Origin of the sequence: Paraburkholderia elongata, from assembly GCF_013177735.1 — a bacterium.
GTDB lineage: Bacteria > Pseudomonadota > Gammaproteobacteria > Burkholderiales > Burkholderiaceae > Paraburkholderia > Paraburkholderia elongata.
Genome location: NZ_WOEZ01000043.1, coordinates 89,552 through 111,443 on the forward strand (window position 1 = coordinate 89,552; position 21,892 = coordinate 111,443).

The following is a 21,892-nucleotide window of genomic DNA, read 5'->3' on the forward strand; positions in this document are numbered from 1 at the left end:
GGGCGGCCGCCGGTCGATAACATGAGGACACGAACATCGTGAAGATCGCCAGCGTTGAGTCGATTCAACTGCGGATTCCCCTTGCCGGCGAGGGCCGGCTGGAAATCGGATCGTGGGGTGGGAAAGGACTGCCGACGGTCGATTCGCTGATTGTCAAAGTCGTAACGGATACGGGGGTAGTGGGCTGGGGCGAAACGTTCGGTTTCGCAGGCATTCCAGCCGCCAGGGCTGCGATCGATTCGATCCTCGCGCCCGCGCTGGTGGGTCGCGACGCAGCACTGCTGGAGAAGCTGACGCTTGACCTACAGAAGCAGTTTCATATCTTCGGGCGTAGCGGGGCCGTTATCTTCGGACTGTCCGCGATCGATATCGCGCTTTGGGATATCGCGGGCAAGGTGGCGAACCAGCCAGTGCACGCACTGCTCGGCGGCGCCGACGCGACGTCCCTGCGGTGCTACGCCAGCCTGGTCCGATATTCCGACCCCGCGCTGGTGAAAGAACATGTTGAGCGTGCGCTGAAGAATGGCTTTCGCCATCTCAAACTGCACGAAGTCAATATCGACTGCATCCGTGCTGCTCGCGAAGCAGCCGGCGATGACATAGAGATCACTGTCGACGTCAACTGTGCCTGGTCCGTGCGCGAAGGACTCGACATGACGAACAAGCTCCGGGAATTCAATCTCCGTTGGCTCGAAGAACCTGTCTGGCCCCCGGAAAACTATTCTGGGCTCGCGCAGGTGCGCCGCGAAGGAGGTATTCCGATTGCCGCCGGCGAGAACGCATCGACGCTAATGGATTTTCAGCACCTGCTTGAGGCGAAGGCGGTTGATTTTATTCAGCCGAGCCCCGCCAAAATGGGGGGCATCACGGAATTGAAGAAGGTATTTGCGATTGCAAATGCCAACAATGTTGAAGTGGCGGTCCATTCCTTTTATGACGGCCCGGGGTTGCTCGCGAGCGTGCATGCGAGCGCGGCGCTGGGCGGCGCAGGCGCCCTGGTTGAATGGCGATGTCTGGACCTCGAGGCACAGCTGTATAGTGACGCCATCGTCCCGCGGGATGGGGCGATCGCGGTCCCTCAACGTCCTGGACTGGGCCTTGAGCCGAATCCGGACGTCATCCGCGAATATCGCGTGGCGTAAAAGGGGAGTGTTTGGCTCGCGCCTATGCCGGGCGCGCCGATTGCGGAACGGGATGTCGCGATTACGCGGCGGCAACGGAGCATGGTCGGACGAAATCATCAGGATATCTTACTCTTTGCTCGCCAAGGAAACGTCCGGCGCTGTCCCCACCAGGCCGACGAATCGGATCGGCATGAGTGTTTCTCCAAACGTCCAGCAAGCGTCCATACGCGGTGCAATGCATGCACGGCACCAATGCATGGTTGACACCCAGGAACAATTGAATTGCCACGCACTGTAATAATTTCGCGCCGAAGGTCGTCCAGAATACGGAGCATTCCGATCACGACCGAAACGTCATGGTGTCTCTCGAGATTATCAGGCTATTCAAATGAACACTAACCCGCAACACGCTTCCGTGGCGACGACTTGTGGCAACAGTGCCGGCCGCTCGGCCGACCACCTGCTGGACATTCCCTGCGCATTCGCCTGGCGTTTGTTCCGCCCGGCCGAGCTCACCCACTCACCAAGGTGCCTGCCATGCTGACACCGTCGCCCCATGCCGCGCCGCAGGCCAATCCCGGCTTTTCGCGTATGTTTGGGCGCGGTCGCCTGACACTTGGCCTGACGTTCGCAATCGAGTCGTATCCCGGCGATGCGCCAACCATGCGCGATCAGATTCTGCTCGCTCGCAAGGCCGAGCAGGTGGGGTTCGCCGCGCTTGGCGTACGCGACGTGCCACTGCGCGATCCGACGTTTGGCGATCTGGGTCAAATCTACGACCCCTGGACGTGGCTTGGATATGTGGCCGGTCAGACCGAGTCCATCGCCCTGTTTCCCGCAGCTATTGTGCTGCCGTTGCGCCATCCGTTGCACACCGCCAAGGCGGCAGCCAGTATCGATCAGTTCACCGGCGGCCGTCTCGTGCTCGGCATCGCCTCGGGCGACCGCCCGGTGGAATTTCCGGCGTTCGGTGTCGACCGCGAAGAACGCGGTGTTCTGTTCCGCGAGCAGGTGGACTATCTGAACACCGTTTGGGGCAACACGTATCCGGAATTCGAGAGCCGATATGGCACGCTATACGGCGCCGACCCCGTACCCAAGCCCATTTCGGCGCGGGTTCCGTTAATCGTCACCGGTAACAGCCAGCAATCGGTCGAATGGATCGCGAGCAGGGCGGACGGGTGGATCACCTATCTACGCCCCCTGGACTTCCAGGTGGAACTGATCCGGCAATGGCACAACACAGTCGATGCCGTCGCGCCCGGTACGTTCAAGCCGTTTGCGTTGCCGTACAAGATCGATCTGGTCGCCGATCCGGACGTATCGCCCACGCCGATCCATAACGGCCACCGTCTGGGACGCAGCTGGTTGATGCGGCATCTGGAGGCGCTGGAGCGAGCAGGCGCGAACCACGTACTGCTCAACTTGAAGTTCGGAAGCCGGCCCGCGGAGGCGGTGCTCGATGAGCTCGCCACCTATGTCGTGCCGCGTTTTCCGGCCTTGGGTGCGCTGTGATCGGACGAACGATCCTGCAACAAGCGTTCGCAATCCGGTTACCGCTGAAACAGGCGCTTTTTTGATAGGACAGTGTTATGGATGTTGCGGATCTCAAGGCATTTGAAGCGGTCGCTCGCCACGGGAGCATGAACAGGGCGGCCGTAGAGTTGCATACTGTTCAGTCCAACGTAACGGCCAGGATCCGTTCACTGGAACGAGAAGTTGGTGTTGCGCTCTTTCAGCGGCATGTCCGAGGTGTGAGCATGACCCCCGCGGGTCAGCGCATGCTTCCGTACGCGGCGCGAATTGCCAAGCTCGTTGCAGACGCCCGCGTGGCGGCCATGGACGACGGTCCGCCGCGTGGTTCCCTGGTGCTGGGAACCATGGAAACCGCAGCGGCGCTGCGGCTCTCGCCGATAGTAAGCAACTTCGCGCGGACGTATCCGCAGGTCAGACTGTCGCTGACAACTGGAACAAGCCGAAGCCTCGCGGTGGATGTCGCGGAATGTCGTCTGGATGGGGCGTTCATAGCAGGTCCGCTTGACCACCCGGAGCTTCACACCGAGACTATTTTCCGTGAAGAGCTGGTGCTGGTGACTCCTCGCACCATACACTCGCTGGAGTCTTTGACGTCAATCCCGCACCTGAAGACGATTGTGTTCCGCGTGGGGTGCTCGTATCGGCAGCAGTTGGAAGCGCTGCTTGTGGAGAGGGGGATTCTCGCGACGACGCTCGAGTTCGGCTCGCTGGACGCAATCATAGCGTGTGTGGCGGCCGGTATCGGGATCACGTTGCTGCCGCGGGGCGTGGTCGCGGCAGCGGAGCAGCAGGACATCATTGCCATCCATGAGATCTCGCCTGAGAAAGCACGTGTCGAGACGCTTTTCGTCCGACGGCATGACGCTTACATTTCGAGCGCGATGCGCGCTTTCGTCGAAGTCTCGCGCGCGGAGTTCGGGCCTTTGATGGCGGCGGCATAGCGGACAACGTCCGATCTCGCCTCCAAGTGGGTAAGTCATTGCCCCATGGGCAATTCGCTTTACCGGCAGGAAACTATCTTTCAAGTTCAATTCCCAAAACCGGAAGGCAAGATACCTTTTCCATAGAGGGAATAAAGCGGCATCCGTTTGGAGCCGCTCGGACTCTATACTCGGTCCAAGTTAATACAGGTCTCACGGTTAGCCGCGATGGACGATTCCGCAAACGCACTTCCTGCATCCTCTCCGTCGGTCGAGAGGGCTACGTACGCCGCACGCAATGCATTGTACTGGCGAAGAAACCTCATCGTCTGTGTATTCGGGTCGTTCACGACACTTGTCAGCCTGAGCATGTTGTTGCCGTTTCTGCCGCTGTACGTTCAGCAATTGGGCGTAACCTCAAGTTCAGCGGTGGTGCAATGGTCCGGAGTAGCGTTTGGCGTAACGTTCCTTGGAACAGCGTTGACCGCTCCAATCTGGGGGCGACTGGCTGACCGGTTTGGACGCAAACCCATGTTGATCCGGGCTGCAGTCGGCATGGCCGTGGTCATGTCTACCATCGGACTGGCGCACAACATCTACGAACTGGTGACACTGCGCTTCGCGGCGGGTCTCGTCGGAGGGTACGCGTCTGCGTCAATCGTGATGATTGGCACTCAGGCCCCGCAGGAGCGCTCCGGCTGGGCGTTAGGGGTTCTGTCGACGGGGGTTCTCGCCGGGAGTCTGGTTGGGCCGCTCATTGGTGGACTGCTGCCAAACCTGATTGGAATCCGAGGTACATTTTTCGCCGCCGGCGCGATGATTTCCGTCGCGGCCATTCTGACCGTTGTACTGGTCAAGGAAGACTTCACCCCACCGCCCAGGCGTCAGGCCAGCAAGGTTCAGACAGGTGCTGTCGCGCACGCCAGAAACTACAGCGCAATCGCCGCACTGCTGGCTACTGCGACCATGGTTTTGCTGGCGAACATGTCGATTGAGCCAATCATCACCGTCTACATATCCCAACTGGGTGTGCCATATCATCAGCTCACGACGGTGGCCGGGATTGTCATGGCGTGTTCGGCGTTTGGCAGCATGCTGACGGCTGCGCGGCTCGGGGCTCTGGCGGACCGGATTGGTGGATGGAACGTGATTATCGGTTGCCTGGTTGCCACAGGGCTGATCATGATTCCGCAAGCTTTTGTGACGAACTGGTGGGCACTTGCCGCGCTGCGGGGTCTGATGGGCATGACGCTCGCCGGCTTGCTTCCTGCAATTACGAAGCTCGTCCGTCATGCAGTTGACGAACGAGAGTCTGGAAAGATGCTTGGTTACCTACAGTCGGCTCAGTACGCAGGGCAGGTTGTCGGTCCGCTGATTGGTGGCCTGATTGGCGTTCACTTAGGCATGCGCTCGGTCTTCTTCGTTACCGGTGCGTTGCTGGTCGGATGTGCGGCGCTGGACCGCTGGGTAAAGAATCGCTGAGCGTGACGTCGTGGCTGATCGATCTTCGGCTCGAAGGGTATCTATTTTCGCGATACCCATATCGTCACAAACCGCTTATGCGTTCTGGAAACATTGTTAAGCTGCTTCCTACGTGATACGTCAATAATCCGACCGTACGAACGTTGTTGTATGGGCCGTCGGATTTTTGAAGGATACATCCGCGATGATGGCAACCGTCGCTAAACCTTCTCCCGACTGGCGTCGAACGATCACGCTATCGCCCCAACGTGAACCTCATGGTTTCCATTCAGGAAGAAGCGGTGAATCTGTATGACGGCCAATTCGATATGACAATTCTTCCGCCTCATCTTGCAGAGCAGTCGTGGTTGTCTCGAGCAATACGGTACACGTGAGGCCGCTTCGGAGTTGGCTAATATTGTCTAAGTTTAAAAGGAGAGCTTGGGAATGACTGATGCACCTCTAACACTTGGCATCGACCACGTTGGTCTGACGGTCCGTAATCTGAGCGTGACCCGGGACTTTTTCATCAATGTCCTGGGCTGGACCCAGGTTGGTGGGAGGCCCAACTATCCGGCGGCTTTTGTGTCCGACGGCCACGTCACGCTGACGCTCTGGGAGGTCAAGGATCCGGAAAATTGTGTGGAGTTCGACCGCAAGACGAATGTAGGGCTACATCACCTCGCGCTGAGGGTCGGTAGTAAAGAGGCTCTCGACGCAATCTTCGCCCGGGTCTCCGGATGGCCGGGGGTAGTGGTTGAATTCGCACCGGAGAACATGGGTGAAGGACCCAAGCGTCACACGATGGTGTACGAGCCGGGCGGCATCAGACTCGAGTTCGATTTTTGATCTGCGAATTCAGCCTGCTTGAGTTGTGCTGAATCATAGATGAAGTGGTTCAGGTAGCACCTGACGCAGACGAACTTATCGTATCTGGCACCCGATTTCTTACCATAGTAGCTGCTGGCGCCGCCAGTTCGAAGATTACCCAAAGCGAGGTTTCGGTCATGAGCAAAGCCGCCCAGCGGATTTTTTTGATTACCGGTGCGAGCTCCGGTTTTGGTCGTGCTTTGGCGAAAGCAGCATTGGCAGCCGGCAACACTGTGATTGGTACTGTAAGAAGCGATCCTGCGAAAACTGAGTTTGAGGGATTGCATGCACACCACGCTCACGGTGTGCTCCTCGATGTGTCTGATTTCGATTCAATCAATGCGACGATCAAGGAAGTCGTCGAGCGCGTTGGTGCGATCGACGTTCTCGTGAATAGTGCAGGATACGGTCATGAAGGAATCCTCGAGGAATCACCGCTCGAGGAACTGCGTCGTCAGTTTGATGTGAACGTATTCGGCGCAGTCGCCATGATCAAAGCCGTGCTCCCGTCGATGCGAATCCGACGCACCGGTCACATCATCAATATCACGTCGATGGCGGGGCTAGTTACATTTCCCGGTATCTCATACTACTGCGGTAGCAAGTTCGCACTTGAAGGGATATCAGAATCCCTGGAACAGGAAGTGCGCAGTTTCGGTATCAAGGTGACGGCTGTTGCACCGGGCGCGTTTCGAACAGATTGGGCGGGCAGATCGATGGTACGCACGGAGCACAACATCGAAGACTACGATCCAGTGTTTGCGCCGATCCGCCGCGCCCGTATGGCGAAAGATGGGAAGCAGCCAGGGGATCCGGTGAAGGCGGCGAAGGTCCTGCTGGACCTGATCGACGAGGTTGACCCGCCGGTTCACCTCGTGCTGGGCGATGATGCGTTAAGCGTGGTCCGGGACAAAATATCTGCACTGAGTCGCGAAATTGACGCTTGGGAATCCGTTTCGAAATCTACTGGGTTCTCGTGAAGACATAGCGGGGCGGGGTGCTATGGAGGAAATCCTTCAGCGAAAGTTGCCCTCAGATAGGTGACAAACAGTTCGACAGCGCGTGGTACGTGCGGGGTGTATGGCCGAACCACATAGAGTTGCTCGGCAAAAGTGCCTATTGGTCGCCAATCGGGCAGGAGAACAACGAGTTTTCCTGATTGAATTGCTGCTTGTGCAGTGAAATCGGGCAGCAGCGCGATGCCCAGATCGTCAAGGGCGGCGTCTCTCAATGCTTCGCTATTGTTAGCGGAAAGAGGGCCGTTTACCGTGATCATCAGAGGAGCCGAGTGCGTCCGTCGCGCTGTTCTGCGTTCGAACGACCAGATTCCAGATCCTAAAGCACGAGGGTAGAACAAGCAATCGTGAGCGGAGAGATCCGTTGGCAATTCAGGCTGGCCTCGACGCTCCAGGTATGCGGATGTCGCGACGATCACGGATTGCGTCTTGCACAGCTTCCATGCGACATGAGTCTCAGGAACCTGGGCGCTATGTCTGATGGCAAGATCGAAGCCCTCGGTGGCGATCGAGGTCAGGCGGTCAGACGCTTCAAGTTGTACTCGTACTTCGGGATTTGCCCGCAGAAACGCAGACATTTTCGGCACCAACTGCTGCCGCGTGAACGCCACCGGTGCGGTTACCCGGATCAACCCACGCGCCACGCCCGCCATCTCCCGTACCGTCGCAAAACTCGTCGCAATGTGCTCGTACTCCAGACGAGTGTTGTCGACAAGCCGTTGCCCGGCTTCGGTGAGTCGTACGCTGCGGGTGGTACGTTGCACCAGTGCGACGCCCGCAGCTCGCTCCAGTTCTGCGATGCGCTGGCTCATTGCGGCTTTGCTCACTCCAAGGCGAGCGGCCGCTGCGGTGTACGTGCCTTGTTCGGCAAGAACCGTCAGCCAGTGCAAATGAGTCCAAAGGCTTTCAACCTTTTGCGTGTCCATATGTTTTTTGTTCACCATTGAAAACAATCATTTCAATCTTAGCGTCTTTGCAAGCTCAATGGAGACTCCTAAACTTCATTCACCACCCATCAACCAAGGAATCGAGATGCAAGCGTTCAATGACACAGCCGACGTCACCCATTTTATTCATGGCGAGCGAGTACGTGGATCAGGAGTGCGTACCCAGGCGATTTTCAATCCTGCCACGGGTGAACGGCCACGCAAACTTCTGCTGGGCGAGATCGCAGATGTAGGCGCCGCTGTGGCAAGCGCCAAGGCTGCATTTCCGAAGTGGAGCAACACGCCGCCGATCCGCCGGGCCCGCGTCATGCTGCGGTTTCTTGAGTTGATGAACAGACATCGCGATGAGCTGGCTGCAATCATCACAGCCGAACACGGAAAGGTCTTCTCAGATGCTCAAGGCGAGGTAGCGCGCGGTATCGATGTCATCGAATTCGCCTGCGGCATTCCGCAACTGCTTAAGGGGGACTACACGGAGCAGGTTTCAACTGGCATGGACAACTGGACAATGCGTCAGGCGCTCGGCGTTGTCGCAGGCATTACGCCGTTCAACTTCCCGTGCATGGTGCCTTGCTGGATGTTCCCTGTTGCGATTGCGGCGGGCAACGCATTCATTCTGAAGCCAAGCGAGCGGGACCCGTCGGCGTCGCTGCTCATGGCAAGGCTGATGAAGGAGGCCAACCTGCCCGATGGCATTTTCAACGTGGTTCAGGGTGACAAGGTCGCTGTCGATGCGTTGCTGGCGCATCCGGATGTGAAAGCGGTGAGCTTTGTTGGATCGACGCCAATCGCCAACTACATTTACGAGACTGGTGCAAAGAACGGCAAGCGCGTGCAGGCGCTGGGTGGGGCAAAAAATCATATGGTAGTGATGCCCGATGCCGACATCGATCAAGCTGTCGAGGCGCTGGTTGGCGCCGGGTACGGCTCCGCTGGCGAGCGTTGCATGGCTATTTCGGTTGCTGTTCTCGTAGGCGATGTTGCTGACAAAATTATTCCAAAGCTTGCCGAGCGTGCGCGCAATCTCGTTGTAAAGAATGGCATGGAACCCGACGCGGAAATGGGGCCTATCGTTACGCAACAGGCGCTCGAACGCATCGAGGGGTACATCGCGATTGGCATCGACGAAGGTGCAAAGCTGGTTGTTGACGGTCGCGGCCTTAAGGTAGACGGCTTTGAGGGCGGTTTCTTCACAGGCGGTACGCTGTTCGACAACGTCACGCCGGAGATGAGAATTTACAAGGAAGAAATCTTTGGGCCCGTGCTTGCCTGCGTCCGTGTGAAGGACTTCTCGGAAGCGGTCGATTTGATCAATGCTCATGAGTTTGGCAATGGTGTGGCGTGCTACACGCGGGACGGGCACATCGCTCGCGAATTCGGACGACGCATCGAAGTAGGTATGGTCGGAATCAACGTCCCTATTCCGGTCCCGATGGCCTGGCATGGTTTCGGTGGTTGGAAGCGCAGCCTGTTCGGTGACACGCATGCATATGGCGAAGAAGGTGTTCGCTTCTATACGAAGCAGAAGTCGATTATGCAACGCTGGCCGGAAAGCACGGAAAAGGGCGCTGAATTTGCAATGCCCACAGCGAAGTAAGCAAGCTGGTTCGACGAGTGATCGAGCGTCGCGCGCAGCACGATGCGGCGCCTGATCTTCGACTGTGTGGAGCCGCGGCCGGGCAATGAACCAGACGTCCGGTCTGCATTTGGCACCTTGATATAGATTCGCGCTGTTATTGCGTGCCGTAAATGTTCGAAGAGGAAATGACAGGATGAAGCTTATATTTGTAGGCGATCCGATGTGCTCGTGGTGCTATGGATTCAGCAAGGAAATGGCTTCAATTGTCGAAAATATGCCTGAGCTCGATGTGCAGATCGTGATGGGCGGCCTGGCTGCTGGTTCAAAACAGGTTCTGGACGAAGCAGGCAAGCAGTTTCGTCTGACGCACTGGTCGCGTGTCGAACAGATGAGTGGTGCAGAGTTTAATCGCGAGGCGCTGCTGGCAAGGAAGAACTTTGTGTACGATACCGAGCCGGTATGTCGTGCGGTGGTGACCGCTCGTATGATGCAACCCTCGGCAAATCTGTTGAAAATCTTTCGTGCGTTTCAGCGGGCGTTTTACGTGGACGGCCTCGATACGACAGATGGGATGGTGTTGGCAGAGATCGGTGCGGCAGCGCTTCGGCAAAGTGGATTCAGTGTCGCTGTGGAGGAGTTTTTTGAGCTTTGGTCTTCGGACGAAGCGATACAGGCAGCCGCGGCGGATTTCGCTCTTACGCAGAAACTGGGTGTTTCGGGATTCCCGACGCTGTTCGTCGAGTGGAACGGCAAGCGTGGACGGCTGGGTTCGGGATACATGCGCGCGGCCGAGGTTCAACAAACGCTTGAGGGTCTCGTCGACTAACTGAGTCCCCGTTGGCGAAGAGGACGTGACTTGGGTTCAGGGCCAGCGCGACGATTCAAGACCGATTCTGAAAATCTTGCCCCTGTGTAAAGAGTGTTTTTCCCGTCCACCGGTTGACGGTATGTTCGCCCAAACTGAACACTCGTGATAGTTGTATTCCCGAGCGAGAATCAAACTGGGGGCGAAATGAATTTCTCATCGTTGGAAATATTTTGTGCCGTCGCCACCGAGCAAAGTGTGACCCGGGCGGCTCGCCATTTGGCCCGTGTTCAGTCAAATGTAACGATGCGAGTACAACAGCTTGAAGAGGAACTGCAGGTCCAGCTTTTTTCAAGAAGTGGAAAGCGGATGAGCTTGACACCAAGTGGCCGAACAATGCTGGACTATGCGCAACGACTCCTGTACCTCGCAGAAGAGGCGAGACTTGCAATGAATCCGGAACAGCAGCCCGGACGATTGAGCATTGGCGCTATGGAAAGCATCGCAGCCGCGCGCCTTCCGGCCCTGCTCTCGAAGTACCATAGCAGGTGGCCGCAGGTGGAGTTGGAGATTTCGATCGGTACGTCGCGTTCACTTGTCGAAGATGTGGAGAGAGGACAACTCGACTGCGGTTTTGTTGCTGATAGTAGTTTTCTGGGCACGCGTGACCCGCGGCCAAAGTTCGCCGCGCGCGGATTACTCGCAACGCGCGCATACCGGGAAGATCTGTTGCTCATACTGCCGCCCAACCATCCAACGGTAAGCAAGCCTACGGACCTCAGGCTCAAGACGCTGGCCGCCTTTTCCAAGGGTTGCGCCTATCGGAACGTACTCGAACAATGGTTGGGCATCACCAGTTTCGAGGCGGGCGGTGACTGGAAGGTCATGGAGCTTGTTTCGTATCATGCCATTCTGGCTAGCGTTGCCGCGGGTTCGTGTTTCGCACTCTGCCCGAGGTCGATTCTAAATTTGCAGCGTGTTCCGATGGATATTTGCGCGCAGAAAATCGCCACGATCGATACGTACCTGATTGCCCAATCGAACTACAAGAGCAGCGCTTACAAAGAACTGCTTCAATTTCTTCAGGCCTCGACGTACTCCCGGCCCGGAGGAATCAACGACTGATCAACACGCTTCGCGTGGATTTCGAGTTTATTTCATCCCAATGGCCAACATTCGTGCCAATTCACTTTACCCTATCTGATTGAGAGATCGCTGGTATCAAAACAAATCGTTTCAGATGCTGCGATCTGAGTAGCAGAATTACACCTTCGAATGCGGGCGATACAGATTCGTTGAGGAACAGCGAGGAGACGAAAGTGTTTGAGCGATACGAGCAACTTAAAGCGATACTTGGCGTCGATCATCCGATACTGCTTGCGCCGATGGACCTGGTGGCCGGCGGCAGGCTTGCTGCAGAGGTCACTGACGCTGGCGGGTTCGGAATAATAGGTGGTGGGTACGGCGACGAGATGTGGCTGCGGGAGCAGTTTGCCGCGGCACATGGGGCTCGGATCGGGGTGGGGTTTATTACATGGAGTCTATCCAGGCAGCCGCGTCTTATTGATGTCTGCATTGAACATTCACCAGCCGCAATCATGTTTTCGTTCGGTGACGCAAGCAAACACATCGAGCGAACGAAGAGGGCAGGAATTCTCGCGATTTGCCAGGTCCAGACTGTTGCGATGGCACGTGAGGCGGTTAGCCAGGGTGCGGACATCATCGTCGCTCAAGGTGCCGAAGGCGGCGGCCATGGAGTTGCCTGCGGCACGATCTCACTGGTACCAGCTGTCGTCGACGCAGTGGGTGAAAAGGTGCCGGTGGTTGCCGCTGGGGGCATTGCCGACGGCAGAGGCTTTGCAGCTTCTCTAGCGCTTGGCGCCTCGGGTATCGTATTGGGAACCCGAATGTACGCAAGCGAGGAAGCGATTGGGCACGACGATGCCAAACGGCGGATTGTTGAGTGTACAGGCGGCGAGCAAACCATCCGTGGGATTCTGTTTGACATAGCGCGCGATAACGTTTGGCCGGCACCGTACACGGGCCGGGTGCTGCGAAACGAGTTCTCCGAAAAGTGGGTTGGGCGTGAGCGCGAACTGTTTCGACATCTGCATGCGGAGCGAACGAAGTATTCAAGCGCGCGTGAAAATCACGACTACGACACCGCTGCCGTGATCGCAGGCGAATCTGCTGCCTTGATCCACGAGGTGTCGCCGGCCAAATTGATAGTCGGAAATATCGTTAGGGAAATGGACGCGATACTTGGCTACTCGCTTTACGCGAAAAATCGTACGGTGACATCTACAGCGTAGTCGCTACTGGAGTGCAGTCGCCACCGTACTCAATGAGACTGATCGGTGGCACGGGACGTAGCGCAATACGGAAATGGCTATGCAACAGCAGCTAGCGCATGCAACCACGGAAACGACGGATTCAATCGCCGCCCGGCTACTCGCGGTTAGCGTGGGTTCGAGTGCCCCATTGGATGTAAGTAATACCTCGCCAGGAATGGTGGTTAACTCCGGAATACGCAAAACCCCTGTCAGCATACTTCGCAACCAGACTGGTATCGAGGTTCGCAGGCTAGGCCTGGTCGGCGATGAGCAAGTAGACCTTAGTGTGCATGGAGGCCTTGAGAAGGCTGTGTATATGTATCCGGTCGAACACTACGAATGGTGGCGCGAGCGCCGGCTCGAAGCAGGCGTTGTGGGTGCGGACGACCCACTGTCGTTTGCCGCGGTGGGAGAGAACTTGACGACGTGTGGCCTGCTTGAAGCCCAGCTCTGGGTTGGGGACAGAATAGTGATGGGTGACGTCGAGTTTCGCGTCGAGTCGCCCCGAAATCCCTGCTACAAGTTTAACGCTGTGATGGGATATGTACGCGCTGCCAAACATATGATGATGAGCGGGTACTCCGGCGTCTATTTAAGCGTATCCAAAACTGGTTTTATTTCAGCAGGTTCGCTGATTCAAGTGATTCCCGGTCGTCGGCAGGAGTCAATAAGTGCGATGCTGGGCCTGCGGCGCAGCCGTGCACGGCGGGAACCATAAGGCGGACGTTGCATCTGCGTCGTCCCGCGTGGCCTCCGCTCATGAGGCTTCGTGGATGAATCGTGTATCTCTGCCGCGTCGAGCCAACGCGAAATACCCGTGCGCAACTGATCAGTCGATTGAATCGGAAGGTTTCGGTGGGCGTTGCGCGCCTAAACCGCCAGAGCGGTGAGAGGTTGTGATTGCGACCGAGGTAGATCTCTCGATCCCGGCGGCGAAATAATCCGGGAAATTGTTGACCGTTGAGAAACAGCGCAGACCACAAAGTACGTAAGCGGTATCTCATGAACGGCTCCGCTGGCGCAGCAGCCGGATTGGCCAGGGTTCTGGAGTGGCGGGGCTATCTCTGAGATAGATAACCGTATGTAATACCTTCGCTTGATATTCAGTTCAAACGGTGCGAGTTTGTATTATTGGATTGATAACTGACCGCCATGTCACATCGGAACTCGACGTCGGTGGGAAATAACAAGTATCGGAGTCGCTGCTGAAGGGACAAAGTCGTTAGGCAGCGAAGGGGAATCAGGGCCCGGCGGCTCTAATGGTGCGGGCGAAAGGCGGAGCGCGTCATTTGAAGAAGCGAACGCGAATCGTCAATTGGATTGCCGTTCGAGGCGATCCAGAATTTTTTGAGGAATAGACTTCAAATGAGTACACCTACGACTGTTCAGCGTATCGGCCGTTTTGCATACGACGCGCGCGCGGAGCATCTTACGCCTGGCGCAAGGGCAATTTTCAAGCGGAATATTCTTGACAGCCTGGGTTGCGCAATAGCAGCGCTGCCAGGTAAGCCGTTCAAGGCGCTTCGAGATCAGTTCGATGAGTACCGTGGCTCGGGGACGTGTTCATTGATCGGAGGTGGTAAGACTTCGCCCGATCAAGCCGCGTTGTACAACTCCGGTTTGGTCCGGTATGTCGACCTGCTGGATAGCTACATGTCCCCCGGCGGACTCTGTCACCCGAGCGATAACTTCGGGGCCATTCTGGCAGCTGCTGAACATGCGTCCGCGAGTGGCGAGGAGTTCATGCTGGCGTTGGCAATATCCTATGAAATTGGCTGCCGCATTACGGCGATCGTTCCAGTTATGGCCAAAGGGTTCAATCACGCTATCCAGTTGGCTGTGTCCGCCGCGGCAGGGTCGGGAAAGCTGTTCGGTCTCGATGCCGATCAGATCGCAAACGCGATTGCAATTGCAACGATCGACAACATTTCGCTGACGTGTGTACATTCCGAACCGGTTTCACAGTGGAAGGGCTTCTCGCCCGGTATCACAGGTATGAGAGCCGTCTATTCAGCATCTCTTGCCAAACGTGGATTTACAGGTCCTCTCCGACTTTTCGAGGGACCTAATGGTCTGGTGAGAATGTTTGATCAACCGCTCGAAGTTGATTGGGCAGACCAGCAGCTCGAGGTCGTTCACCAGACGGTCATGAAGAAATACTGCTCGCTCATTCATGGTCAGCCCGTCCTCGAGGCTACGCTCGCGTTAAAGCGCAAGCATGGTTTGACGAGCGATGACGTGGATGAAGTCCAATGTGACATCTTTCAGACCGGATTCGACATTGCCGGCGGCGGCAGCTTTGGCCCAAAGGATAACCCGCAGACTAAAGAGCAGGCGGACTACAACCTCAAGTATCTGATTGCAGCTGCGTTGCTAGATGATCAGGTTGGCCCGGCCCAGCTCGAACCTGAGCGTGTACAGGCTCCCGATGCACAGGCATTGCTCAAGAAAGTGACTGTGAAGGCCGATGCCGAATTCTCGGCGCAATACCCGCGCGCGCTGAACACGCGCATGACGATCAAATGCAAGGATGGTCGTGTTCTGGCTACTGAGCATGTCGGCTTCGAAGGTGGACTGGATAACCCGTTCACGTGGGAACGTACCGTCGAAAAATTCAACTGGTTGAGCGAACAATACGCGGACCAGGAGCTTCGAGACCAGATCATCGATCTGGTCTCGAAGCTGGATCAACACTCGATTGAAGAGTTGATGAACCTCTTGGTGAAGGTAAGTCCAGAGCCACGATTTCCGGTGACGCATCCGGGGATTCAATAATCCATGGCGATCTTTAGGAGATATATATGGCACTCATTTCTTGTGACATGCGTTTCGGTCGGACCGACGAACAGAAGCGGCTGCTTGCTGCCGGCTTACTCCGGGTGGTCAGTGCCGCGACAGGTGAAACGAAGAACGACATTTTTTTCGTGATTCGCGAAGGACGTGGAATTAATTTCGTCGAGCATGGTGAGCATCTTCCGGAGTATGTCGAGGGTGCGGCGAACGACAAAGAACTTATTGAACGTCTTAAATAGAACTGCCGGAGAAATATCGTGCCCTTCATCGAATGCCATATCAAGAGCGGTCTTACGCAAGAACGACGTGAACAACTCATTAGGGACATCATCCAGGTCACGCACGACTCGATCGGATCGGATCCGAAGATCATTAATGTGATCTTGCACGAACACCCCGCTGAAAATATCAGTATTTCCAGTCGGATCAACGGAGAGGACTTCAAGAAGTCCACGGGGTAGCCGCACGAAACTGAGCGTTAAGGTCTTGTTCGGAGTTCCGCCGGGCGTCGCGTCCGGCGGCCAGCGTTCAGATACATCCAACAACGATGGAAGATTTGGCGAAGCCATAGGCTTGTCTATGTCAGGCCTGATGAGAGGTAAGTTTTTCGATATATATAATACGTAGTACAAAGTAATGTGGAGGAGAGATGAACGGAGCAAAGATGGTGGTCGACGGTGTCGATGCCGGACGTGAGAGGGTAGGGCTGGCAATATTTCTGACGCTCGTCGAAGTATTGATGTTTTTTGGGTTCATTACACTTGCCGTCGTGTCGCCGGCAACGCTCGCTTCGCCAGTGGTAGATGGGTCGGAGATTACGGTTGCGTTCCTGTACGGAATAATGATTCTGATCGCTAGCGTGCTGCTTATCGGGTTGTATGTCCTGGTCGAAAACGCAGCCGATTCGCGAAATTTTCGTATCGATTCAGCTGAACGTTAACCGTTAATTAACTGGTGGCCGATTATGACTATTCTTCGATGTGGCGTTTTGCTCGCGCTGTCAGCGTCCGCGTGCGTTGTGAGTACCGAATCCTTTGCTGCTGGAAGCGGTGTGGGTAGCAGGAACGGCGTAGCAATAGTGTTTTTTCTTTCCTTCGTTCTAGCGACACTGGCTATTACCTACTGGGCCGCGAAGCGAACAAAGTCGACGGACGATTTCTACGCGGCTGGAGGCGAGATAACCGCATTTCAGAATGGTCTTGCAATCGCGGGTGACTTCATGTCGGCCGGTGCATTTCTTGGCCTGACAGCTTTGGTGTTCAGTAGCGGCTTTGATGGTCTTGTCTATGCGGTTGGATATGCGACAGGGATGCCAATTGTTGTATTTCTGCTGGCAACGAGGCTGCGAAAACTCGGTAAATATACAGTCGCAGATGCGGTTTCCGTGCGTCTTGGCGAGAAACCGATTCGTATCTTCTCGGCCTGCGCATCGTTATGTATTGTTTCGCTATATCTCATCGCGCAGATGGTGGGGGCAGGGCAGTTGATCAAGCTGCTGTTTGGCCTTGACTACATCTATGCCGAAATTCTTGTGGGCGCTCTCATGATGTTTTATGTGGCCTTCGGAGGCATGGTCGCCACGACTTGGGTGCAGATCGTGAAGGCGACGTTGCTGCTGCTTGGCACAACTGTGATGAGCTTTCTGGTCTTGCGAAATTTCGACTTCAGCTTCGCCGAATTGTTGCGACGTGCAGTAGAGATTCATCCAAAGGGCAGTGCGATCCTTAGCCCTCAATTTCTGGTCAAGGATCCTGTATCGGGATTTTCGTTGGGTCTCGCGGTGATGTTTGGTACCTCAGGCTTGCCGCATATTCTCATGCGCTTCTTCACGGTTCCTGACGCACGGGCTGCACGCGGTTCGGTATTTTGGGCCAGTGTATTTATGAACATATTCTTTGCACTGGTGTTTGTCATCGGGTTCGGATCTATCGCTCTGGTTGCCTCTAATCCAGACTTCCTGGATGCCGCGGGCAAACCGCTCGGCGGGATAAATATGGTTGCCGTCCATCTTGCAAAGGCGGTAGGGGGAAACGCGTTGCTGGGGTTTATCTCGGCAGTTGCATTTGCTACCATCCTTGCCGTTGTGTCGGGTTTGACACTCGCCGGTTCTTCGGCGGTTTCGCATGACCTTTACGCCTGTGTGTTCCGCAAAGGTACCGCAAGTCAAGCCAATGAAGTGCGAGTATCGAGGATATCGACTTTGGTGCTTGGGGTAATCGCGGTGGTATTGGGCATTGCATTCAGGACACAGAACGTTGCTTACATGCTTGGGCTCACGTTCTCGGTCGCCTGTAGCTCAACTTTCCCAGTGTTACTACTTGCCCTTTATTGGAAGCGATTGACCACGTTTGGAGCCGTTGCGGGAGGAACTGTTGGGTTGGTCTCCGCCGTATTGCTGACCGTCGCAGGCCCGGCCGTCTGGGTGCATGTTATGGGGCATGCGAAGCCACTTTTCTCGATCGATCCACCGACCATAGTCACTATGCCGCTCGCGTTTATGACGTGCTGGCTGGTATCCGTGCTGGACCGTAGCAAACAGGCGGATACTGACCGTGCGCGGAGTGCGACTCTACAAGAGCGTCCGGTATTCGCGGGACCGGTTAGCCACTAGATTCAGGAGCGGCGGCACGCAGAAATCGTGTCGCCGTTAGGTGGTTGAACTTGCGGGCCAGTCAACCCGGTGTTCCGTCGCGAAACAAAGCGGCATAGCGTGTGTTCAGCTCGAGGGCGGATCAACGAGATCCGCTTTGCCAGTTTACGCTGCGCCTTTGCGGTAAATGCAAAACGTCTGACTTTTGGCTTGTTGAGTCTTTCCTGCGTTCTCGCGTCGGGCAGAAGCGGACAATCCATCAGGTTCGGCAACATGCTGAACCTGGCTACAACCCTACTCTATTTCTGCAACAGCGCTTGCGTTTGCGAAAATGGCAAATGGGGTATTGTTTCCGTTGGATGTTCAATTTCGCTTTGGTGTACGATGGAAGACAAGTTCACAGCGCTGCTCAAGCCGTTGCACAGTTGGCGGGGCGGCTGTCCCTCCTGATTTTGTTGCCCCCTTGGGGCTGGATAGTGGTGCAGTTTTGGCTGACTTCGATAGTTGCCGAAAGTCTGCATCCATTTTCAATGAGCTACGCCGTAAAAGCGTAAAAATAGATCTAAATTATCGAATCGCTGGCATTGATAGGTTGCTGGTCGGACAACGAAAGCTTTATCAAGGTTGTGACTATTTCATAGAGGTGCAAAGCATGGACGTTGCCGACCTCAAGGTCTTCGAAGCCGTAGCTCGTCATGGGAGTATGAACCGGGCAGCTACCGAGCTAAATACTGTTCAGTCGAATGTGACAGCGCGAATTCGAGCTCTGGAGCGGGAGGTCGGAGTCGTTCTCTTTCAGCGGCATGTGCGCGGCGTGAGCATGACTCCTGCGGGGCAGCGCCTGCTCCCGTATGCCGCGCGTATCGCGAAGCTAATTACGGATGCCAAGATAGCTGCGCTGGATGACGGCGCGCCGGGCGGCACTCTCACGCTCGGAACGCTCGAGACGACGGCGGCGCTTAGGCTCTCTCCAATATTAAGTAATTTCGCTCGAATGTATCCGCAGGTTCGACTTTCGCTGACGACCGGCACGAGTTGCAGTCTCACTGCCGATGTTGCGGAATGTCGGCTCGATGGGGCATTTATAGCAGGTCCGCTGGACCATCCGGACCTTCATACTGAAACAGTCTTTCATGAGGAGTTGGTTCTAGTTACGCCGCGTACCATGCGCTCGCTCGAGCTGATCAAATCGGTGCAGGACCTCAAAACAATTGTCTTCCGTTTGGGTTGCTCGTACCGTCAGCGGCTCGACGCATTGCTTGCTGAAATGGGGGTGCTCACGGCCGCACCCCTGGAATTTGGCTCAATGGATGCGATCATAGCGTGCGTTGCTGCTGGTATCGGTATCACGCTATTGCCGCGAGGTGTGGTCTCGGCGGCAGCGGAACAGGATCTCGTCAATATCCACACGATATCGCCAGAAAAGGCGCACGTCGAAACGCTGTTTATCCGACGGCATGATGCTTATGTCTCGAGTGCCATGCTGGCTTTCGTTGACGTGGCGCGGTCTCAGCTCGGGCCGATGATGGCCGCCGCATAGGCGGTGTACAAGAGCAACGCTACGTCGGGCCGTAGTGGTTCGCGATTCAAACCGTTTGATGGAAGGCATGACGTATTGATTTCTACCGAATTCCTACCTACGGTTTTCATCTGAATTTGACCTACCCCCGGACAGCGTAGTGCATCTATTCCGATGTGAATAGTGCTTCGCCGTCTGTCGTCTTTGACGCTCTCTTTCCTGTTGCTCTTTCTTTGGCAGCTAACTCACTGTTAGCAGCGAAGGTGCTTTTTCGTCGGATCGCCGTTGGCGTGCTGCTTCCCGCCTGGAGCGGCCAGAAGTCACGGCAAATCCATTGCTAGTCGAGGGGCTGCGGCGCCGGCTGGACCCAGTCGCGCGGCGCCGCACTACGTGACGCTAGCTAACTCACGAACGGCGATGCAGGAAGTCGACGACCAGGTCTGTCGTCGCCTGTGGCTGCTCTTCCGTGATCCAGTGCCCGCAATCCGGGATGATCACATCTTCGACGTTATCGGCGACACACCGCATCACCGCGCCGATCATAGGGCCGAATGTAGATTCGCCACCCAAGGCCAAGACCGGCATCTGAAGCTTGCCCTGCGCAAGGAACGTCCTGTTGTCGACCGCATCCTGGCTGAACGCCAGGAACTGGGCAAAGCCCGCTCGCATTGCGCCGGGTTGCGCATAGAGCGCCGCATAATGCTGGCGATTCGCTTCATCAAACCGCTTCCGGTCCCGGGAAAGTTCGTTCCAGAAGCGGTCGAGATAGATGCGCTCGCGGCCGGCGACTAGGCGCTCCATGTCCTGACCACCGAAGCCAAAGTGCCACATGGCCGGATCCTGTGTGATCTGATCCCAGGGGCCGACGCCGGGTAGCGGCGCATCGATCGCCACCCATCGGCTCACTCGCTCGGGGTGGGTGGCGGCAACTGCGAAGCCGACCATGATGCCGATGTCGTGCGTCACCAATTCGGCCGCACGCACACCCAGGGCGTCCAGGACGCCCACCACGTCCACCGCCTGATTCTTCTTGTCGTAGCCGCCATCAGGCTTCGACGAGAGGCCCAACCCACGCAGGTCGGGCGCGACAACCATGTGGTCTTCGATGAGTGCGCTCGCCAGATGACCCCACATGTCGCCCGTTGTGCCGAAGCCGTGCAGCATGACGACCGCTGGACCATGACCGCCGACCCGCACATGGATGGATGTACCGTTGGTTTCGATCGTCCGCGTCTGCATCACAGCCGGGAAGGGATAAACCCCATCTACATGGACATGCTCGCTCATCTGTATACTCCAGGTTTGCTTCTAGTTGGGGAGGTGGCGGCTCGCTACGCGGCAGCGAACCACCAGGTTAGTCATCCTAACAACGTAAAAATGCAGTTTGACGTCGGCGATTGAGTCACGGCTAGTTTTGTCGCTTTAGTAGTATTGCTGTTTGCGAGCGATAATAACTGCCTTATGAATTAGGCAACGGGACACCGTCAACCTCTCCTGGACAAACAGCGACGGCAACTCGAATGACGGCACATCGATGAGGATCCGCCGGGGCGCGACCATCAGACCCAGTTCGACTCTGATCCAGTTTTACTCCATGGGAACACATATCAATCGCCCGACGAACCTGCGCACAAGTGCAGCTACCACATCAGGATTCTCATTCAATGCAAAATGGCCTGCATTGAGAACATGAGTCTCAGATTTCGACAAATCCCGCTAACAGGCTGCAACCTCAGCGACCGTTGAACAACGGATCGTACTTCCCCTAAAAACGAGCGTGGATCGGTCATGCTCTCCTGGCGATGTCTGCCAGAAAAGGGACCCACGGTACCCTGCCGGCGATGTTGATTAGGGTACCGCTGCGCGATTAACACTTGAACGTATGCTCGACAACGGTTTGAGTTGGGTTAGGGTCGCCAACGAATCTGTCCGCGGTCTAGTAACAATATTTGCAAAGTTCTTGCGGTTATCCTATCCGGGTGACGTGACGACAACAAGTGAACAGGTTAGTTATTCTTTTTCCATCTGCGCAACAATGTTGGTAAGCGTCCGGCGAAGGCGCGGTATTGCCTGTTCAGGCGGGGAGCGGCCGCCAGTGATGCGGCAGTAATTGGGCGATGTGGTCGGCCCGATGAGTTGGCAATCGGGTAAGGACGTCTTTCGGGTAGACGTACGGGTCGTGACCGTTGAGCTGCGCGCTACGAATCAGGCTCATGATCGCGGCGGCGCGTTGTCCCGCAAATACAGGGCTCCGGCATCGATCGTCGGTTGTTCACTCGATACACTTCCAGCGAACCTTCGATAACTGCAAACTGACGATAAGAGCGTTCCAGGGCCTAGGGACGAATCTGCTTTTCCAGCCAATTGTTATCGATGGGTAGGTGCCCATCGACCAGACA

The 21,892-nt window shown here is 56.2% G+C and carries 19 protein-coding genes and 1 pseudogene; 17 read left to right on the plus strand and 3 right to left on the minus strand.

Translation table 11 applies throughout. From position 1 onward, the window contains the following. Positions 1–38: 38 nt before the first annotated feature. From GNZ13_RS08890 to GNZ13_RS08915, 6 genes are all read left to right on the plus strand, one after another. Positions 39–1,142, plus strand: coding sequence for a mandelate racemase/muconate lactonizing enzyme family protein (locus GNZ13_RS08890; protein ID WP_172162396.1), 1,104 nt, complete (start codon positions 39–41; stop codon positions 1,140–1,142). 519 nt (positions 1,143–1,661) lie between these two features. Further along, the gene (locus tag GNZ13_RS08895; RefSeq protein WP_172162398.1) at positions 1,662–2,639 is read left to right on the plus strand and encodes an LLM class oxidoreductase; all 978 of its coding nucleotides are present in this window, start codon (positions 1,662–1,664) and stop codon (positions 2,637–2,639) included. A 77-nt stretch (positions 2,640–2,716) separates the two neighbouring features. After that, entirely contained in the window at positions 2,717–3,601 is an 885-nt protein-coding gene (locus GNZ13_RS08900) for a LysR substrate-binding domain-containing protein (RefSeq protein ID WP_172162400.1), read from the plus strand. A gap of 207 nt (positions 3,602–3,808) precedes the next feature. Further along, positions 3,809–5,062 carry an MFS transporter gene (locus GNZ13_RS08905; RefSeq protein ID WP_172162690.1) on the plus strand — a complete coding sequence of 418 codons (1,254 nt, stop codon included), beginning with the start codon at positions 3,809–3,811 and terminating at the stop codon, positions 5,060–5,062. A 426-nt stretch (positions 5,063–5,488) separates the two neighbouring features. After that, the gene (locus tag GNZ13_RS08910; protein WP_172162402.1) at positions 5,489–5,890 is read left to right on the plus strand and encodes a VOC family protein; all 402 of its coding nucleotides are present in this window, start codon (positions 5,489–5,491) and stop codon (positions 5,888–5,890) included. Positions 5,891–6,048: 158 nt separating this feature from the next. Next, positions 6,049–6,891 carry an oxidoreductase gene (locus GNZ13_RS08915; RefSeq protein ID WP_172162404.1) on the plus strand — a complete coding sequence of 281 codons (843 nt, stop codon included), beginning with the start codon at positions 6,049–6,051 and terminating at the stop codon, positions 6,889–6,891. Between the two features lie 20 nt (positions 6,892–6,911). Here the strand turns inward: GNZ13_RS08915 and GNZ13_RS08920 are convergent, their stop codons facing one another. Further along, positions 6,912–7,853 carry a LysR family transcriptional regulator gene (locus tag GNZ13_RS08920; RefSeq protein WP_172162693.1) on the minus strand — a complete coding sequence of 314 codons (942 nt, stop codon included), beginning with the start codon at positions 7,851–7,853 and terminating at the stop codon, positions 6,912–6,914. Positions 7,854–7,959: 106 nt separating this feature from the next. On the opposite strand from GNZ13_RS08920, the gene GNZ13_RS08925 reads away from it, so the two are divergent. From GNZ13_RS08925 to GNZ13_RS08975, 11 genes are all read left to right on the plus strand, one after another. Then, the gene (locus tag GNZ13_RS08925; protein ID WP_172162696.1) at positions 7,960–9,471 is read left to right on the plus strand and encodes a CoA-acylating methylmalonate-semialdehyde dehydrogenase; all 1,512 of its coding nucleotides are present in this window, start codon (positions 7,960–7,962) and stop codon (positions 9,469–9,471) included. Between the two features lie 175 nt (positions 9,472–9,646). After that, complete coding sequence (locus GNZ13_RS08930; RefSeq protein WP_172162406.1) at positions 9,647–10,279, plus strand: DsbA family protein; 633 nt, start codon at positions 9,647–9,649, stop codon at positions 10,277–10,279. A gap of 186 nt (positions 10,280–10,465) precedes the next feature. After that, positions 10,466–11,383, plus strand: a complete 918-nt coding sequence (locus GNZ13_RS08935; protein ID WP_172162408.1) for a LysR family transcriptional regulator — start codon at positions 10,466–10,468, stop codon at positions 11,381–11,383. A gap of 170 nt (positions 11,384–11,553) precedes the next feature. Beyond that, on the plus strand, positions 11,554–12,570 hold the full coding sequence (locus GNZ13_RS08940) for an NAD(P)H-dependent flavin oxidoreductase (RefSeq protein WP_216674766.1): 1,017 nt from the start codon (positions 11,554–11,556) through the stop codon (positions 12,568–12,570). Positions 12,571–12,649: 79 nt separating this feature from the next. Continuing rightward, positions 12,650–13,309 (plus strand): MOSC domain-containing protein, encoded by a 660-nt coding sequence (locus tag GNZ13_RS08945; protein ID WP_172162410.1) that lies wholly within the window; start codon positions 12,650–12,652, stop codon positions 13,307–13,309. Between the two features lie 647 nt (positions 13,310–13,956). Beyond that, positions 13,957–15,366, plus strand: a complete 1,410-nt coding sequence (locus GNZ13_RS08950) for an MmgE/PrpD family protein (protein ID WP_172162412.1) — start codon at positions 13,957–13,959, stop codon at positions 15,364–15,366. 26 nt (positions 15,367–15,392) lie between these two features. Then, the gene (locus GNZ13_RS08955) at positions 15,393–15,623 is read left to right on the plus strand and encodes a tautomerase family protein (protein WP_172162414.1); all 231 of its coding nucleotides are present in this window, start codon (positions 15,393–15,395) and stop codon (positions 15,621–15,623) included. An 18-nt stretch (positions 15,624–15,641) separates the two neighbouring features. Beyond that, positions 15,642–15,845, plus strand: a complete 204-nt coding sequence (locus GNZ13_RS08960; protein ID WP_172162416.1) for a tautomerase family protein — start codon at positions 15,642–15,644, stop codon at positions 15,843–15,845. Between the two features lie 188 nt (positions 15,846–16,033). Continuing rightward, a complete protein-coding gene (locus GNZ13_RS08965; RefSeq protein WP_172162418.1) occupies positions 16,034–16,324 on the plus strand; it encodes a DUF485 domain-containing protein in 291 nt (96 codons plus the stop codon). A 24-nt stretch (positions 16,325–16,348) separates the two neighbouring features. Further along, positions 16,349–17,995: a cation/acetate symporter ActP gene (gene actP, locus GNZ13_RS08970; RefSeq protein ID WP_172162420.1), complete on the plus strand. Its 1,647-nt coding sequence runs from the start codon at positions 16,349–16,351 to the stop codon at positions 17,993–17,995. A gap of 631 nt (positions 17,996–18,626) precedes the next feature. After that, a complete protein-coding gene (locus GNZ13_RS08975) occupies positions 18,627–19,514 on the plus strand; it encodes a LysR substrate-binding domain-containing protein (RefSeq protein WP_172162702.1) in 888 nt (295 codons plus the stop codon). Between the two features lie 384 nt (positions 19,515–19,898). Here the strand turns inward: GNZ13_RS08975 and GNZ13_RS08980 are convergent, their stop codons facing one another. Further along, positions 19,899–20,780: an alpha/beta fold hydrolase gene (locus tag GNZ13_RS08980; RefSeq protein WP_172162422.1), complete on the minus strand. Its 882-nt coding sequence runs from the start codon at positions 20,778–20,780 to the stop codon at positions 19,899–19,901. A 787-nt stretch (positions 20,781–21,567) separates the two neighbouring features. Beyond that, positions 21,568–21,889, minus strand: a pseudogene (locus GNZ13_RS54180) (transposase domain-containing protein); the annotation flags it as partial. Positions 21,890–21,892 lie beyond the last annotated feature (3 nt).

Bases quoted from the DNA above. Each gene is read 5' to 3' on its own strand.
- GNZ13_RS08895 (WP_172162398.1), top strand. From the start codon at position 1,662: ATGCTGACACCGTCGCCCCATGCCGCGCCGCAGGCCAATCCCGGCTTT.
- GNZ13_RS08900 (WP_172162400.1), top strand. From the start codon at position 2,717: ATGGATGTTGCGGATCTCAAGGCATTTGAAGCGGTCGCTCGCCACGGG.
- GNZ13_RS08905 (WP_172162690.1), top strand. From the start codon at position 3,809: ATGGACGATTCCGCAAACGCACTTCCTGCATCCTCTCCGTCGGTCGAG.
- GNZ13_RS08910 (WP_172162402.1), top strand. From the start codon at position 5,489: ATGACTGATGCACCTCTAACACTTGGCATCGACCACGTTGGTCTGACG.
- GNZ13_RS08915 (WP_172162404.1), top strand. From the start codon at position 6,049: ATGAGCAAAGCCGCCCAGCGGATTTTTTTGATTACCGGTGCGAGCTCC.
- GNZ13_RS08920 (WP_172162693.1), bottom strand. From the start codon at position 7,853: ATGGACACGCAAAAGGTTGAAAGCCTTTGGACTCATTTGCACTGGCTG.
- GNZ13_RS08925 (WP_172162696.1), top strand. From the start codon at position 7,960: ATGCAAGCGTTCAATGACACAGCCGACGTCACCCATTTTATTCATGGC.
- GNZ13_RS08930 (WP_172162406.1), top strand. From the start codon at position 9,647: ATGAAGCTTATATTTGTAGGCGATCCGATGTGCTCGTGGTGCTATGGA.
- GNZ13_RS08935 (WP_172162408.1), top strand. From the start codon at position 10,466: ATGAATTTCTCATCGTTGGAAATATTTTGTGCCGTCGCCACCGAGCAA.
- GNZ13_RS08945 (WP_172162410.1), top strand. From the start codon at position 12,650: ATGCAACAGCAGCTAGCGCATGCAACCACGGAAACGACGGATTCAATC.
- GNZ13_RS08950 (WP_172162412.1), top strand. From the start codon at position 13,957: ATGAGTACACCTACGACTGTTCAGCGTATCGGCCGTTTTGCATACGAC.
- GNZ13_RS08955 (WP_172162414.1), top strand. From the start codon at position 15,393: ATGGCACTCATTTCTTGTGACATGCGTTTCGGTCGGACCGACGAACAG.
- GNZ13_RS08965 (WP_172162418.1), top strand. From the start codon at position 16,034: ATGAACGGAGCAAAGATGGTGGTCGACGGTGTCGATGCCGGACGTGAG.
- actP (WP_172162420.1), top strand. From the start codon at position 16,349: ATGACTATTCTTCGATGTGGCGTTTTGCTCGCGCTGTCAGCGTCCGCG.
- GNZ13_RS08975 (WP_172162702.1), top strand. From the start codon at position 18,627: ATGGACGTTGCCGACCTCAAGGTCTTCGAAGCCGTAGCTCGTCATGGG.
- GNZ13_RS08980 (WP_172162422.1), bottom strand. From the start codon at position 20,780: ATGAGCGAGCATGTCCATGTAGATGGGGTTTATCCCTTCCCGGCTGTG.